The 15,729-nt window shown below is 36.0% G+C and carries 16 protein-coding genes and 1 pseudogene; 5 read left to right on the top strand and 12 right to left on the bottom strand.

Translation table 11 applies throughout. The features are described from left to right. Positions 1–43 precede the first annotated feature (43 nt). Genes pssA through cmoA form a run of 11 tightly spaced genes read right to left on the bottom strand, consistent with a single transcriptional unit; the run spans position 44 to position 9,543 of the window. Positions 44–772, bottom strand: coding sequence for a CDP-diacylglycerol--serine O-phosphatidyltransferase (pssA, locus tag CCZ01_RS06725; RefSeq protein WP_112052458.1), 729 nt, complete (start codon positions 770–772; stop codon positions 44–46). Next, positions 772–1,404 carry a phosphatidylserine decarboxylase gene (locus CCZ01_RS06720; RefSeq protein WP_112052457.1) on the bottom strand — a complete coding sequence of 211 codons (633 nt, stop codon included), beginning with the start codon at positions 1,402–1,404 and terminating at the stop codon, positions 772–774. The genes pssA and CCZ01_RS06720 overlap by 1 nt, the downstream gene beginning before the upstream one ends. Further along, the gene (gene ftsH / locus CCZ01_RS06715; RefSeq protein WP_112052456.1) at positions 1,391–3,328 is read right to left on the bottom strand and encodes an ATP-dependent zinc metalloprotease FtsH; all 1,938 of its coding nucleotides are present in this window, start codon (positions 3,326–3,328) and stop codon (positions 1,391–1,393) included. The genes CCZ01_RS06720 and ftsH overlap by 14 nt, the downstream gene beginning before the upstream one ends. A 10-nt stretch (positions 3,329–3,338) precedes the next feature. After that, positions 3,339–4,202: a 50S ribosomal protein L11 methyltransferase gene (locus tag CCZ01_RS06710; protein ID WP_112052455.1), complete on the bottom strand. Its 864-nt coding sequence runs from the start codon at positions 4,200–4,202 to the stop codon at positions 3,339–3,341. Next, complete coding sequence (locus CCZ01_RS06705; protein ID WP_112052454.1) at positions 4,192–4,569, bottom strand: chemotaxis response regulator CheY; 378 nt, start codon at positions 4,567–4,569, stop codon at positions 4,192–4,194. The genes CCZ01_RS06710 and CCZ01_RS06705 overlap by 11 nt, the downstream gene beginning before the upstream one ends. Before the next feature lie 40 nt (positions 4,570–4,609). After that, positions 4,610–5,350, bottom strand: coding sequence for a 1-(5-phosphoribosyl)-5-[(5-phosphoribosylamino)methylideneamino]imidazole-4-carboxamide isomerase (hisA, locus tag CCZ01_RS06700; protein ID WP_112052453.1), 741 nt, complete (start codon positions 5,348–5,350; stop codon positions 4,610–4,612). Next, positions 5,347–5,991, bottom strand: a complete 645-nt coding sequence (gene hisH, locus CCZ01_RS06695; protein WP_112052452.1) for an imidazole glycerol phosphate synthase subunit HisH — start codon at positions 5,989–5,991, stop codon at positions 5,347–5,349. The genes hisA and hisH overlap by 4 nt, the downstream gene beginning before the upstream one ends. Further along, positions 5,988–6,893, bottom strand: coding sequence for a PDC sensor domain-containing protein (locus CCZ01_RS06690; RefSeq protein WP_112052451.1), 906 nt, complete (start codon positions 6,891–6,893; stop codon positions 5,988–5,990). Before CCZ01_RS06690 ends, hisH begins: the two co-directional genes overlap by 4 nt. 8 nt (positions 6,894–6,901) lie before the next feature. Then, entirely contained in the window at positions 6,902–7,690 is a 789-nt protein-coding gene (locus CCZ01_RS06685) for a 3'-5' exonuclease (protein ID WP_112052450.1), read from the bottom strand. Continuing rightward, positions 7,690–8,805: a succinyl-diaminopimelate desuccinylase gene (gene dapE, locus CCZ01_RS06680; RefSeq protein ID WP_112052449.1), complete on the bottom strand. Its 1,116-nt coding sequence runs from the start codon at positions 8,803–8,805 to the stop codon at positions 7,690–7,692. Before dapE ends, CCZ01_RS06685 begins: the two co-directional genes overlap by 1 nt. Positions 8,806–8,817: 12 nt before the next feature. Next, positions 8,818–9,543: a carboxy-S-adenosyl-L-methionine synthase CmoA gene (gene cmoA, locus CCZ01_RS06675; protein WP_112052448.1), complete on the bottom strand. Its 726-nt coding sequence runs from the start codon at positions 9,541–9,543 to the stop codon at positions 8,818–8,820. A gap of 204 nt (positions 9,544–9,747) precedes the next feature. On the opposite strand from cmoA, the gene CCZ01_RS06670 reads away from it, so the two are divergent. The 5 genes from CCZ01_RS06670 (at position 9,748) to lgt (ending at position 15,355) form a co-directional block, all read left to right on the top strand. Further along, the gene (locus tag CCZ01_RS06670; protein ID WP_112052447.1) at positions 9,748–10,665 is read left to right on the top strand and encodes a cytochrome-c peroxidase; all 918 of its coding nucleotides are present in this window, start codon (positions 9,748–9,750) and stop codon (positions 10,663–10,665) included. Then, positions 10,649–12,451 (top strand): methyl-accepting chemotaxis protein, encoded by a 1,803-nt coding sequence (locus CCZ01_RS10755; protein ID WP_112052446.1) that lies wholly within the window; start codon positions 10,649–10,651, stop codon positions 12,449–12,451. The genes CCZ01_RS06670 and CCZ01_RS10755 overlap by 17 nt, the downstream gene beginning before the upstream one ends. A 67-nt stretch (positions 12,452–12,518) precedes the next feature. Beyond that, positions 12,519–14,117 carry a methyl-accepting chemotaxis protein gene (locus tag CCZ01_RS06660; protein WP_112052445.1) on the top strand — a complete coding sequence of 533 codons (1,599 nt, stop codon included), beginning with the start codon at positions 12,519–12,521 and terminating at the stop codon, positions 14,115–14,117. A gap of 18 nt (positions 14,118–14,135) precedes the next feature. Continuing rightward, on the top strand, positions 14,136–14,444 hold the full coding sequence (locus CCZ01_RS06655; RefSeq protein WP_112052444.1) for a hypothetical protein: 309 nt from the start codon (positions 14,136–14,138) through the stop codon (positions 14,442–14,444). Continuing rightward, the gene (gene lgt, locus CCZ01_RS06650) at positions 14,444–15,355 is read left to right on the top strand and encodes a prolipoprotein diacylglyceryl transferase (RefSeq protein ID WP_112052443.1); all 912 of its coding nucleotides are present in this window, start codon (positions 14,444–14,446) and stop codon (positions 15,353–15,355) included. Before CCZ01_RS06655 ends, lgt begins: the two co-directional genes overlap by 1 nt. Positions 15,356–15,491: 136 nt before the next feature. Here the strand turns inward: lgt and CCZ01_RS10405 are convergent. Next, positions 15,492–15,729 (bottom strand): annotated as a pseudogene (locus CCZ01_RS10405) (hypothetical protein); the annotation flags it as partial.

The raw sequence follows: 15,729 nt of genomic DNA, 5'->3' as shown, positions 1-15,729 counted from the left end.
TTTCCAGTAATAAATAATATTAATATTATAAAACTATTATGTATTACAAACCTTTTCTTAAAAGACGATGCACAATCAAATAATAACACGCACGTAGAATACCAAATAAAATATAGGAAGTAATAAGAACAGCAATACCTAAAGTTGCATATAAATATAAAATCGCTAAAACAAGAATCAACAAAATAATCAACCCTCGCATACTTATTCCATTTTTAGTTAAATTTTTAAAACTAGGATAACGAATATTGCTCACCATCAGAATAGCCGTTAGCAACGCACAAATTAGCAACAAAACACCAAAAAAATTTGGCAAATAATCATTATAGTAAATATCCATTAGAATCCAAATTACAACAAAAGTTGCCGCTGAGGGAATGGGTAATCCAATAAAAACATTAGGTTCATTATTTCCTGTTGAAACATTAAATCGTGCCAAACGCACTGCACCAAACACAACAAAAAGTCCAGACACAATGAATCCAAACCGCTCAAAACTACTCCCAACATAAATATACAATAAAGTGGCGGGAGCAGCTCCAAATGCGATAACATCAGCAAGCGAATCAAACTCCACACCAAATTTACTTGTTGTGCCTGTAAGTCTTGCAACACGTCCATCAAGCCCATCAAAAATCAACGCCACAAGCACGAGCCAACAAGCCGCCTCAAAACGTTGAGAAGAAGCATAGGCAATACTCAACATACCTAAGAACGCACTAATGCCCGTGAAGAGATTAGGCAATATATAAAGAGGATTTATCGGGTTCATTAAGCAAATATCCCTATTGTCGTTTCTGCACCCTTAATTTTATCGCCCTCACAAATTTTTAAATGTACACTAGCAGGTAAGAAAAATTCTACAACGCCAAAAGGTAAAAAGCCTAAACGCTCGCCCTTTTCTAAAGATTCAGTCTCAAAAAATTTCAAGGATTTCGATAAAAATAGGGGATAATAAACCAAAGAAAGTTGACCACGAACACTTTGGATATTAAGTTGTGCAAAGGTATTCAGCCTTTTTGCCACTTCAGATTTAAGAGAAAAGAAAAACAAACCACTTGTTTTTTGAATTTCTATATCACCTTCAAAGGGACACCGCAACACGCCCACAAAACAAGGGGGAGAAGAAATAACAACCTTGATTCCTTTTTCTTGATTATGCTCTATGCTTTTCACCACCCCATCAATGGGTGCGACAATTACATCCTTACCGCGCTCAAAAGGAATTCTTTCCGGATTATAAAAGATCATTACCGACAAAAATAGACAAATAACTGCAAGAAAAACAAAAAACAAAGAATAGCAAAAGATAGCAAGCAATAATACAACAGAAAAAGCAACAATAAACTTCATACCGCCATCAATAATGACGAAAGAATGGCGACTGTGTCTATTTTTCGTCATTTTCTTCAGCACTCACTAAGCGAGTAGGCATTTCATTTTGTTTTTCAAAATTACGGATAATCTCTCTTACCCTCTGCCCATCAATCGTTTCCTTATCATATAAATCCTTAACCATTTCTTCAATCGCACCCTTATAGCTTTCAAGTGTTGCTTTTACGCTCTCAAAACGTTCTTTTAAAAACCTCTTTACATAGTCATCAACTTCTTGTGCTGTTTTATCGCTGAATTCCCGTGCACTCGTCAATCCACCATTCAAGAAAGCATTGCGTTGCTTCTCAAGCACCATCAATCCCACAATATCTGTCATCCCATAGTAGCTAATCATTGCTTTAATAATATCTGTCGCCCTCTCTAAATCATTGCTTGCACCTGTTGAAATTTCACCAATAAAAACATCTTCAGCTGCCCTTCCTCCAAGCAAAACATCAACCTCAGCAATCAGCTCATGCTTTTGCATAAGATATTTATTCTCTTCTGGAGTATTCAAGGTGTAACCTAAAGCTGCAAGCCCACGCGGAATAATAGACACCTTACTTACCTTTTTTGCACCCTTTGTTGTCTCTGCTAATAAAGCATGCCCACTCTCATGATAAGCAACAATTTTCTTTTCTTTAGGAGAAATACGACGAGACTTCTTCTCAAGCCCTGCAATCCCTCTTTCAACCGCCTCTCTAAAATCGCTTTGTTCTACTTCTTTTTTATTCGCACGTCCTGCAAGCAACGCCGCTTCATTAATAATATTCGCTAAATCAGCTCCCGCTAACCCTGCCGTCAAACGTGCAATTTCCTCTAAGTCCACATCTCTTGCAAGTTTAATCGACTGAATATGAACTTTCAACACCTCAACGCGTCCATTAAAGTCAGGTTTATCTACAAGCACTTGCCTATCAAACCTACCCGGCCTCAAAAGTGCTGGGTCTAACACCTCCGGCCGATTCGTTGCCGCTAACACAATTACCGGAGAAGAATCGGAACTAAACCCATCCATTTCAGCTAACAGCTGATTAAGGGTCTGCTCTCTTTCGTCATTACCACTAATCATACCCCCTGCTGCCCGACTCTTTCCTATTGCATCAATTTCATCAATAAAAATAATGGCTGGAGCTTCCTTTTTTGCAGTTTCGAAAAGATCGCGCACACGGCTCGCACCTACACCAACAAACATTTCAATAAAGCTACTTCCACTTACGGAGAAAAAAGGTACATCAGCTTCCCCTGCAACTGCTTTCGCTAAAAGTGTTTTTCCTGTTCCCGGAGGTCCAACCAAAAGTACACCCTTAGGAATTTTCGCACCCAATTGCAAGTAGCGGTCGGGATATTTAAGAAAATCAACAATTTCAACAACTTCTTCTTTTGCCTCTTTATTTCCTGCCATATCACCAAACTTTACCTTAGGCTTCTCAGAGTTAACAAGCTTTTTTGCGCTACCCATACCTAAAATTCCGCCACCCATATTCTTTTGCATACGATTCGCCAAAAACATCCAAATTGCGAAAAAGATAAAAATAGGAAGCACCCAACCTAAAAGGGTATCAATAAACCAATTCGTTTCATTATAGCCATTATATTCCACACCACTTGCATCAAGCAAAGGAATAAGAGTGCTATCGGGGATAATCCGCTTGGTCATATAAATCGTCTTACTTCCACCACTCTCACTTACCGCCTTAATTGTTGTCTGCCCAATCGCAACATAACTGACGCCCTTATTTTCAATGAGCTTTTTCAACTCATAATAGTTAACATTCTTCGTGGTTGTAGATCCACCAAAATAAGAACCCATTCCATCTGAATCAAAGCCTGAAAAACCACGAAATAGAATAATAGAAATAATTGCTAGAATTGCAAAAATAAGAATTGGATTTTGGTTAAAAGGGCGAGGTTTTTTTTCATTGTCGTTGTTGTTCTGATTATTTTGTGCCATTTTGAATCCTTTAATTCTTGCAAAGCAAAAGCGTTAACCATTCTTGCTTTACTAATTCTTTCTGAATACTAAAATCTCTAAAACATTCTAAGACATTCGTCCTAGCATTACCTAAAATACCTGAAAGTAAAAGTTTCGATCCTTTTTTTGTATGCTTTTTAAATTCTAAAGCTAAGGCAATAATAACGGTTGAAACAAGGTTTGCCAAAATAAAATCATAAATTACTTTAGAATCATTCAAAGAACCATGCCAAAGTTCTTGAGCTTTTACATTGTTTATCTGAAAATTCTTCTGACTCTCCTCGTAGGCAAGCATATCTGTATCGCATGCACTGACAATCGCCCCTTTTTTCATGGCAGCAATAGACAAAATCCCACTCCCACACCCTACATCAAGGATTGTTCGATTCTCCAAATCGCATTCACTCAAAATCTCTAAGCACGAAGATGTCGTCTCATGATGTCCCGAGCCAAAAGCTAAAGCAGGGTCAATAACAATCTCATCTAAGGAGCAAGAATGGGGCGGATACCAAGAGGGACGAACATAAAAATCTCCACACTCAACAGGAGAAACCCCCTGTTGATACTGAGAAATCCAATCCTGCTGTTTTTCAGAAGAAAGCAAATATCGGCAAGTAACCTCCTCCTCATGACAGCCCATAGCATTCAGCCTTTGTACAAACTCCTGCAATGCATCAATAAGGGGTTGTAAGTTATTTTCACTATAAACAACAAAAGCTTCCTTTTGTTCATAACAAATCTCCTCAATCGCCTCACCCGTATATTCTAAAAGAAAATCAGCAAACAATTCTGCCACAGAAGAGGGAATAACAAGAAGTTTGTAATAGAATTCTTTCAAACAATTAACCCTCATTCACACCTAGTACGGCCTCAAGTTTTTCTTTAAGAACTTGTGGGGTAAAAGGTTTCACGATATAATTATTAACGCCCGCCTTGAGGGCAGTAATCACCTCTGCCTTACCCCCTTCTGTTGTGACCATAATAATAGGAATATCAACAAAACGAGAATCGGCACGCACTTTTTTAACAAGCTCCAATCCATTCATTTCCGGCATATTCCAATCCGTAATTAAGACCTTCACATCAGGATTCCCATCCATCTTCTCCCAGCCTTCTACACCATTCTCCCCTTCCAATACATCATTGTAACCCAATCTTGCAAGGGTATTTTTTATAATTCTTCTCATTGTTGAACTATCATCAACCACAACTAGCTTCACAGGACTCCTTTATTTCGAAATATTTCAGCATTTTTGTTTTTTATTCGCGTATTTTATCAGAAATTCTATTAATTTTCTTAAAAACCTGTTCTAAATTTACTTTACCTTCGTAAAATGCCTTACCAACGATGACTCCAGAAAGCAAACCAGACCGCATAATATCTTCAATTTCGCCCTCATTTGCCAATCCTCCGCTTGCAAATACACGGTGACCACTCGCTTTAGCAATTTCCTCACTAAAAACGCGATTAATGCCACTTAATGTGCCATCTTGTCCAATATCTGTGCAAATAACTGCCTCTAATTGCACATCTTTAAAAACAGCAGCTAATTCTGCAGCTTGCATTTTGCCCTGCTCTACCCAACCACTCACACTTACAAAACCATTCTTTGCATCAATACCTACAACAATGGGATATTTCTCTGCCATAGAAATTGTAAATAATGGATCACGCATCGCAACTGACCCTAAAATGATTCTATCTATTCCAGCATCAATATAACGTTTAATGCCTTCTTCATTACGAATTCCACCACCCACTTCAATTTTTAAGTGTGTTTGCTTGCGAATCTCTTGCACAATTTCTAAATTAACAGGCTTTCCGACAATTGCACCATCCAAATCGACAATATGCACCCATTCTGCACCTATCTCCTCAAAATGTTTTGCCACCTCACATGGATTTGTGTCATAAATTTTTGCACTCTCCATTACACCCTTTGTCAACCTAACAACCTCACCTTGCTTAATATCAATTGCTGGAATTACTTCAAAACTCATTTTGCTTCCTTCTTACAAAAATTTTCTAATACTCTTAAACCAACATTATGACTTTTTTCTGGGTGAGGCTGAATCCCATAAAGATGTCCATATCTAACTATACTCACAAACTCATATCCATAATTCGTCGTTGCCAAAATTGTGTGATTATCACTTGGCACAACATGATAGCTATGCACAAAATACAAAAATTCTGCATCCTTCAAAGAGTCAAAGAGCGTATCTTGTTGCTGAATCTTTAGTGAATTCCAACCGATATGTGGCACTTTTTGAGAGATCGAAAAAGATTCAACATCAAAAGGAAGTACTTCCCCTTGAATCAGTCCAAGCCCATCAAATACTCCAAATTCATAGCTTTTTTCAAAAAGAAGTTGCATACCCAAACAAATACCCAACAAAAAACAGCCCTGTTTTTCCGCATTATCTGCATATTCACGAATGGCTAAATGCATGTCATTTTTCTTTAACGACTCCATTGCTTGCCCAAATGCTCCAACGCCTGGCAAAAGAATCTTCCTAAAATTTTTTAATTCTTGAGGATTCTTCACAAACACAGGATTTGCACCTATTTTCTGCAAAGCATTGAATATGCTTGCATAATTACCTACACCATAATCAATAATCGCAATATCTTGCTTCATTCTTCCTTTATCCTATGTGTAAAATAAATATAAACGGCAAGCCCTATCAAAAGCAAAGCGACGCCACCAATCAAATAAATTGCATAAATAATCTTATCAGGTTCTGTCATCGTAAATTTAAATACAAGCATTAAAGCTTCAATCGCAAGGGCAATAATAATAGAACCCAAAAAGCGAATCATCGTTTGATGCACCATTTTGCGCTCTTCCCCAATGCCACGTCCTAAAACCTCTTGCTCAAAAATTGTCTTTACTAAATCAAAGATTGCCAAAGAAAGAGTAAGAAGAATAGTGGCTTGAAAAATCTCCTTTGAATCCAATGTTTGAAAATTTACAAGTGCATGGTAAATACTTTCTGCCCCTTTTAAAAACAACAAACAAACAACAATCATCAACATTATAGAAAGCGTAAAATAGGTTAACTGCGAGAATCCACCAAAACCTTTTGAAAGCGTTGTAGATTGTGTTAATGAAATCGCGTGGCTAAGCTCAAAATCCATGCAAGCGACAAATTTAAGCTCCTTATGCTCATCATAAATCGGATATGCCGCTGTAACAACAAGTTCGCCGTCATTACGTGTAGGATAAGGGTCAGTCAAAATACATTTTCTTTCTTCAACAGCACGATAAAAATATGCACGATGGTTAAAGTTTTTTCCTTTTGCAGAACTACTTTCAGAATGTTTAGTGATAGTTTCAATTACCTGTGTTCCGTGTGAATCAAGAATGTAGGCAGCATCAATATCCCCAATCTCGCGTGAAATTTTTTGCAATCCCTCATAAACCTTACTTAACTCAATGGTAGGAAGATGATTTTTGATATTACGGTTAAATAAAAAACAAGCGTACGCACGCACTTCGTAACGCAAATCTTTAAAAGTTGCAATCTCTTTTGATAGCATTCAATCTCCTATATAGCTTGAATTTCAGCCTGAATTGCTTCCAAGAAAATATCCGCATATTCTTTATCTTGCGGAATTTTTTCACCCATACTTTCAAGACATTTTCGATAATGTGAGAGTTGAATCACCCCACTTAAAAGCTGATATTTCAGATAAACCCAATAAGTATTTAAAACATCGCTTTGGCAGTAAGTATCAATTCTTTCTTGTTGATTCTCAAAATAAAGCCGATAGACTTCGTCACCATAAATATCGTATTTTCCGGGTAAACCACACATATTAGCTAAAACATTTAGTCTTAATCCTTTTGTTGCTGCACCATAATGCCCTAAAACATCAAATAAATCAAGATGAAATCGTTCGCTATAACGTTGACGATAATTTTCCCATTTATCTTTCTTAAGGGTAGGATTCGTTGTTTCAAAATAAGCTTCTGCATTCAAATTGTATTGCATGGCACGTAATAAGATAGTTGGAATATCAAAACCTCTCCCATTAAAACTTACTAAGCGCGGTTGCTTCGTATTTAGGTACTGCAAAAAACTGCTTAAAATCGCCTTTTCACCGCCACCCTCCTCAAAGCAACCTATTTTAATCATATTGCCAGATTCATCGGCGATTAAAGCTGCTATACTGATAATTTTATGAAAAGCATGAGGCAGAAAACTGCTACCGCTCAACTCTTCTTGTGCCTTAAAAGCCTGCTCACAAATCTCTAAATCATCGCCCTCATAGCCATAAATTTTACGCAATAACTGCGTATCAGGAATACTCTCGCAATCAAAAACACATAACATTATTTTTCTCCCATTCTCTGAATAAGGGCATAAAAAATCTCTTCTAGCTCCAAAACTTCCTTTTCGCTTACTCGCTCATCAACAGCGTGAATGCGGTCATTGCACACACCACATTCAACAACACTCACACCAAAAGCCGCAAAATACTTTGCATCACTTGTTCCACCACCTGTAGAAAGTATGGGAGATTTTTGGTATTTCTTTTCCAATACTTCTTTAAGCGTTTGGATAATTTCTGAGTCATTTTGTGTTAAGAATGCAAAAGAGCTTGCCTTTAATGTCAGTTTGTGCGGAATTCCTGCAAGAATTGTTTCCAAATGTTTTTGCAAACTTTCCTTATTACTTTTTGTAGAATTTCTCACATTAAACATCACTTTCAGTTCACTTGGTGTCACATTGACAACCTCTAATCCACCTCGTATATCTGTCACAACAATCTTTGAAGGCTCAAAATGTTCATCTCCAGAATCTAAATTAAAACCGGCAATTTGAGAAAGGACGGGTGCGATTCTTTCTACAGGATTATCACACTTACCAGGATATGCAACATGCCCTTGAATACCATGTATGACCAATGTCCCATTAATAGAACCACGTCGACCAACTTTAATCGTATCACCTACCCATTTTTCTGCCGTTGGTTCAGCAACAACCGCATAATGTGGCAATTCGTTGCGTATCTTCAAATATTTTAAAACCTCTTGCGTGCCATAAACAGCATCCCCTTCTTCATCACTCGTCAAAATCATACTGATTTTACCCTTGAAATCACGCAAAAATTCTTCATTTTGCAACACAGATACAAACGCCGCCACGCCACTTTTCATATCTTGTGTTCCACGTCCATAAATATATCCATCTTTCTGTTCAGCCAAAAAAGGATCAACACTCCAACCACTTCCCTCATTCACAACATCAATATGCCCAGCAAAACATAGATGTACATCGCCTCCACCATCATAACAACTATAAAGATTCTGAACACCCTCTTTATTGATATGATGATGCTTGAAATGAGGCAAAAGACTTTTGATATAATCATAAATCCCAGCTTCATCAGGCGTGATACTTTTTTTACGCACCAAATTCCTTAGAATTTCTATACTTGTTTGCATAATCCCTCCTTTTTATAACTTAATGGCAATAAGAGTTTCGAAGTTCAACCATAAAAATAAATTCTCAATATGTTGAAAACCAGCAATTTTTAACAATTCTATATTTTGTTCATGTGTGTTTGGGATTAAGACATTTTCTAAAGCCTCCCGTTTTTTAGCAATTTCCCCCAAAGAATAGCCTTGAGACTCTTTAAAGCGATAGTATTGCTGAATCATCTTTTGATTTAAGAAAGAATGATTTGAATAAATTTTTTCACTCATAATCAAAGCCCCCCCTGTTTTTAAGTGATCAAATATCCTTTGTAACAAAATTAATCGCTTAGAGGGATTGATAAATTGCAAAGTATAATGACAAAGAAATAAATCTGCCTCCAAGAATTCTGCATCGACAATATCGCTCAAAATAAATTCTACATGAACGCCAATCGCAGCAGATTTTAACTTTGCTCGTTCAATCATCGCGATTGAATTATCAATCCCAATGAGTTGAAGTTCCTCATAATGTTGATTTTGCGTTTTTAGGGCAATTTCAATCAGCATATTGCCTGTGGAACTCCCTAAATCATAACAACGCCCTTGAGTTTTAGATAAGAATCCTAAGCTAAATTCACTGATTAATTCTAATGTCGTATGGTAGTAAGGAATAGACCGTTCAGCCATATCATCAAAAACAGCACTCACGCGCTCATCAAAACAAAAGGTTTTCATATCTGTTTGCTTAAACAGCTCATCTCTCATCGGCATCCTTCTATAAAGCAAAGAGTTAAAATCTAAAAAGAATTTGTATCACCCTACTTTAATATCTGACAATAATTATAACACAGCTTAGTTAGATTTTATCTATACAAAAATATTACATAAATAAATATGGCTTTAACAAAGCTTAAGTAAATTTTAACTATAGTTACAAAACAAATTAAAAGCAAAAATGGGAGTGGTTGAATGAGGATTATGATAATAGTGTGTGTTTTTTTAATTCCAATTTTTGCGGTAGAAATGATTATTCCTATTCCAGATTCTATCCATTATGAGAAAGAAAAAGCATTGCTAGGAAAAAAACTTTACCTTGATGCAAGACTTTCTAAAGATGGAAAGGTAGCTTGTGCAACTTGTCATAATCTCGCAACTTATGGCGTTGACAATAAAGCCATTTCATTAGGTGTGAATGGTATTGTTGACGACCCTTTTAATACCCCTACTTCCTTTAATGCCGTCTTTAATCTCTCTCAATTCTGGGATGGACGTGCAAATAGTCTCAAAGAGCAAGCAAAGGGGCCTATCACAAACCCTAAGGAAATGGCTTTTAGTGAAGAGGAGGCTATTGCTGTCGTGCAAAGCGATGAAGCTTATATGGAAGAATTTGAAAAACTTTACAAAGGGGAAGTTAGTTTGGAGACTATTGCTGATGCCATTGCCGAATTTGAAAAGACACTATTAACACCAAATTCTCCTTTTGATCGTTACCTAAAAGGCGATCAAAACGCTATCTCTGAATCAGCAAAACGTGGCTATGAGTCTTTTAAGGCAAATGGTTGCATTTCTTGTCATCATGGTATTGGTATCGGGGGAAATATGTATCAAAAAGTGGGTATTTTTACGCCTTACAATACCCCACAATTAGGACGTTATGATGTTACAAAAAAAGAAGAGGACAAATATTTCTTTAAAGTGCCTAGCTTACGCAATATAGATAAAACTGCACCCTATTTCCACGATGGAAGTGTCATTAATTTAGAAACTACAATCCAATTAATGGCTCTCTATCAATTAGGAACAATTTTAGAGACTGATGAAATCAATGATTTAGTCGCCTTCTTACAATCACTGACAGGAGAATACAAAGATGCCCTTCACCAATAAAAAAAGATTCTCATTTTTTAAACAATTTATCGGTCTCTCCATTCTTGTTTTACTCCTCGTTTTATCCCTTGTATTTTTTGTCCTAAACACCTATATTGCTTCAGACAGAAACATTAAAGTCTTACAGAACTTGCAATATTTAGAAACTTTAGATACACGATTAGATGAATTTTTTAAAAATCGCCTCACTTTCATTAACTTTGATGCCAGCGTTGAAGCTAGCCATAAATTCCAAGAAACACTTGATACCCTAAAAAGTTTAGGCACAGATATAGAAAGCATTGAATCAATCTATCATCAAAAGTCTTATGAGCTAGAACGTTTTAAATCAGCAAATGCAATTGCAATGAATTCAAAACTTTATTTGTATAAAATTCATCAATCTCTTGCAGATTCTTTACGCAATAAAGTTTTAACGCCCCAATCTTTGGCGGGTATTGAAGCAAGCAATACAATTCTTTCAATTATTGCAACAGAAGATATTTTAGAAGAATCAACCCAAAGCCGACTTCAAAAATTTATCCAGATTATCGCAGTAAATAAAGATGTTCTAGATACACAACTTGTAGATTTATTTCTTACACACTTTAATATGATGATTTTTCAAGCAAATCAATTACAACTCAACTCAAACCTTTTCTTGAAAAAAACGCTCTCTCAAGAGATTAGACGTTTTTCCCTTGAGAAAAGGGAACAAATTTCTCTTGATAGTCGCAATAGCTTTTTTCTTGCGATTAGTGTTTTTATTTTTAGCCTTGTTGCCTTAGTTTCATTTATCTTCATAACGCTTAAAAAGGTCATTATCCCTATTACAGAATTAGAACATCTCAGTGCAAATCTTGCTGGTAAGAATGCCAATCTACACGCAAGACTTAATATTAGCCCAAAAAGTGAATTAGGACAAAGTGCACACTATATTAACCGCTTTATTGAAATTGTGGAACAATCCATTATGGAAGCAATTTCAACAGCTGAAGCAAGCCATAGCAACTCCCAAAAGCTCCAACAAAATGCAAATACGCTCAAAGAATCTGCCTCCTTGCAATATCATCAAATTAATAATATGAGTGCAATTAGCAAGATTCTTGACGAACATATCGACCTAACGCAAAATCTTGCTCACCAAACCATTATCGATATGCATGGAACAGAGGAAACAATGAATAAAGTTAAAATGACTTTACAAGAATTAATCCAGCTCATTACAGAAAACAAGGAAAAAGAAGAAACAATTATGCAAAATATGGATCTCCTTACCCAAAGTGCTGATAGCATTATCCTTGTTACAACCACCATCAAAGATATTGCAGACCAAACAAACCTACTTGCTTTAAACGCCGCTATTGAAGCTGCTAGAGCTGGAGAACACGGGAGAGGCTTTGCAGTGGTAGCTGATGAAATTCGCAAACTAGCAGAAAAAACAACAACTTCGCTTACAGATATTAACCACACCGTTTCAACCATCACACAACAAATCAACAATAATCTTTCTTTAATGCATGGCATTCACACTTCAATGGGGGAAACAACCCAAAAAGCTAATATTTTGCAAGAAGAGATGGTTACTTCTATCGAAAAACTACAAATTGGTATTCAATCCACAGAAACAATGGAAGAAAAAAGCACTGAAGCACAAGAAAAGATGGAAGAATTAGGAAGTAATATCCAAAAAGTTACAGAAATTGCAGACAATTTGCAACAATTTGCATCAGAAGTTAATCACATTTCAATCGATGTTCTCAATGGTGCTTCTAATCTTTCAACAAAGCTAGATTCTTTTAAGTAGACTCATTGCCCTTGATTTATTTAGGGCAAAATATGTATAATTTAAAAAACTAAAGAGAGATGGGGTTATGGACATAAGATTCTTAAAATCGTTTCGTGCAAAAGTATTAATCACACTTCTAGTTTTTTTCACCACTGGCTCTGTTAGTCTCTACACATTTTTAGCCCATGATTATGAGAAAATGGCGGTTAATAATGCAACAAACTCTCTTCATATGTTGAGTAGCTCTATTTTTCAAACCTTACGTTTAAGTATGAATATTGGTGAAAGAGAAGTCATTGATAACACAATAGAGGAAGCAAAGAAAATTAATGGTGTTACACGACTTGATTTGTATCAATCACAAAGCGTGATTGATTTGTTTGGTATGAAAATTACAATGACAAAAGATAATGAAATCTTAGAAATATTCAAAAAAGGAGAAGAACAAATACAATTCCCCACAAGCAATACAGATAGCTTACGTCTCCTGAAACCTCTAAAGGCTGATGAGACATGCCTACTTTGTCACGCAAACAGCACACAAGGAGAGGTTTTAGGGGTAATGGATTTAGAATTTTCACTCAAAGAAACACATGAAAAAATTGCGACAACAAAAACATCAATTGGAGTAGCAATGGTTTTAGTTGTTTTGATGGGCATACTTGGGCTTTGGATATTTTTCACGCGTGAATTAATCACTCCATTAACACATCTTATAACGATGGCAAAAGACCTTACCACTGGTGATGGTGATTTAACAAAACGATTAAAAATTAAAACAGAAGATGAAGTTGGCACAGCTTCTATGCTTATTAATGCTTTCATAGAAAAAATTCAAGGTGCAATATCCATTGCTAAACACAGCTCTAAAAGCAGTGTTGCAGAAAGCGAAAAACTCAAAGAGGAAGCAGAAATTCTCACACAATCTGCTAATAAAGAAGAGGAATATATCGAATCCATTTACGCATTTACAAGGGATATTAATGAACACTTGCATTCTGTCGCACAATCTGCAGAAAGCACCTCTGATGATATTAATAAAGTATGTATGAATCTTGAGGAATTTAGCACTCAGCTTGGTGATGTTGTCCGGTTAATTTCAGACGACAATGAACGTCAAAAGGAGCTTTTAGAAAAATTCCAAATGCTTTCAAATCACGCCGCTCAGGTAGGTGAAGTTCTAAGTGTTATTGCTGAAGTGGCAGAACAGACCGATTTGCTTGCTTTGAATGCGACAATTGAAGCTGCTAGAGCTGGAGAACACGGGAGAGGCTTTGCAGTAGTAGCTGATGAAGTAAGGAAACTTTCAGAACGAACACAAAAAAGTTTGGGCGAAATTCGATCAAATATTGGCGTTATTGCACAAAGTGTCAAGGAGGTAAATGAAGTCATTACACAAACTTCAACTAATAGTATTCAGATTCTAGCCCAAGCAAATAATTTAATTGAAAGCACTTCACAAACGCGGGATAGGTTACATTCCAGCTTACAAATTTCAATGAATTCAGAACAAAAAAGTGATGAAGCGGAAGAAAAAACGCAGAAACTTGTCCAATCCATTCAGCAAATTGTGGATCTCTCTATGCAAACCAAAGAAGTTAGCAAACGTATTGACGAAATTTCACATGAAATATTAACAAGAAGTCAAAAATTGGATACAGAATTATCGCGTTTCAAATCGTAGTTTCTTAAAGGAATTCTTATGAAAATTATTAAATTAGAAGAACGTTCTTTTGATATTAAGGGTAGCATGGATACGGAAGAGGATTACCTTACTTTCAAAAAATTAATACGGGAAATTCAATTACAAAATGGAGAAACAATCCATTTTAATATCTTAGATGCACACGAAATTAGCCCATCAATCATTGGTTTTCTTATTAAAATCCACAACCAGCAAAAAATAAATATTGTTATGGATATTATGAGTTTAAAATTAGGTATCTATTTACGCGATGTACAACTTTTAGGCACTTTTAATGTTACCTTAATGAATCCTGAGGATTATTGATGGAATGGTCGCAAATTTATAGCACATTTAATCCCGTTGCATTTGAGTTCTTTGGCTTCAAGATTCATTGGTATGCTCTTGCCTATATCACTGCACTCCTTAGTGCTTTATATATTGCCTATCATTTTGTTATTCAGGAAAAAAAGGCTCTCAACACACTTGCTAATGTTAGAGATTTGCGCTTTTCTTTAGATAAAGAATTGCTGATGAGTTATTTTTTCTGGATTGAGATTGGGGTTATTTTAGGTGCTAGAATTGGTTATATTTTAATTTACATTATCCCCTATGAAGAAGGAAGTTTAGTCTATTACCTCAGTGCACCATGGCAAATGTTTAACCCCTTTATGAATGGTGAATTTGTTGGAATTCGCGGAATGAGTTTTCATGGTGCTTTAGTGGGTGCATTGCTTAGCTCTATCCTGTTTGTAAGATTTCACCGCAAACGCGGTGTTCATTTTTGGAAAATTATGGATTTGGTAGGCTTGAGTGTGCCTGTTGGATATGTTTTTGGCAGAATTGGAAATTTTTTAAACCAAGAATTAGTTGGACGAGAAACAGATGTAAGTTGGGGGATTTATGTGAATGGTGTACTCAGACATCCGAGTCAGCTCTATGAGGCAGTTTTAGAAGGTCCGCTTGTTTTTATTATTGTATATGCTTTTTACCGCTATAGGCTCAAGCAGAATATTCCTTTTTGTGGACAAATTGGAAGTCTATATATGATTGCTTATTCTTTAGCACGATTTTGTGCGGAATTTTTTCGTGAGCCAGATTCACATATCGGTTTCTTATTTGTGCAATTTTCTATGGGGCAAATTCTATGTCTTGCAATGGCGATTCCTGCGGTAATTTTATTGATAGCCCAAATGAAAAATCCACGTTTTTTCTGCCCACATACCGCTTCATCATAAATACAAAACATTCACACATAGAATACTTTAGCATATGGCTTGAGATTTCTATGCTCATCTGTGTATTTATTGCAGGATAAATCTTTAAAAAAATTTATGAGATAAATCAAGGTAAACATTTTACTTTTCTATAGAATTACCCAGAAAACTTATACCCTATTTTAGAAAGTTGTTCCAAGATTTCTGTAATGTCATTACCCTTTTCTTGTTCTACTTTTAAGAAACGTTCAAAGAATGTTTTTTTAAATTCATCTTGATAGGTTTCTGTATTATCGCTTTCTCCTTGAATAGGTTTAAAGGGTTTTTGATTTTCTTCGTGTTCTTCTTGTAGATTTCCAATCAAAGAATCTTTAGGTAATGGTTTTGCTGAAAGT

The organism is Helicobacter monodelphidis, assembly GCF_003288845.1.
Taxonomy (GTDB): Bacteria; Campylobacterota; Campylobacteria; order Campylobacterales; family Helicobacteraceae; genus NHYN01.
This window is presented reverse-complemented; position numbering and strand designations above follow the sequence as displayed.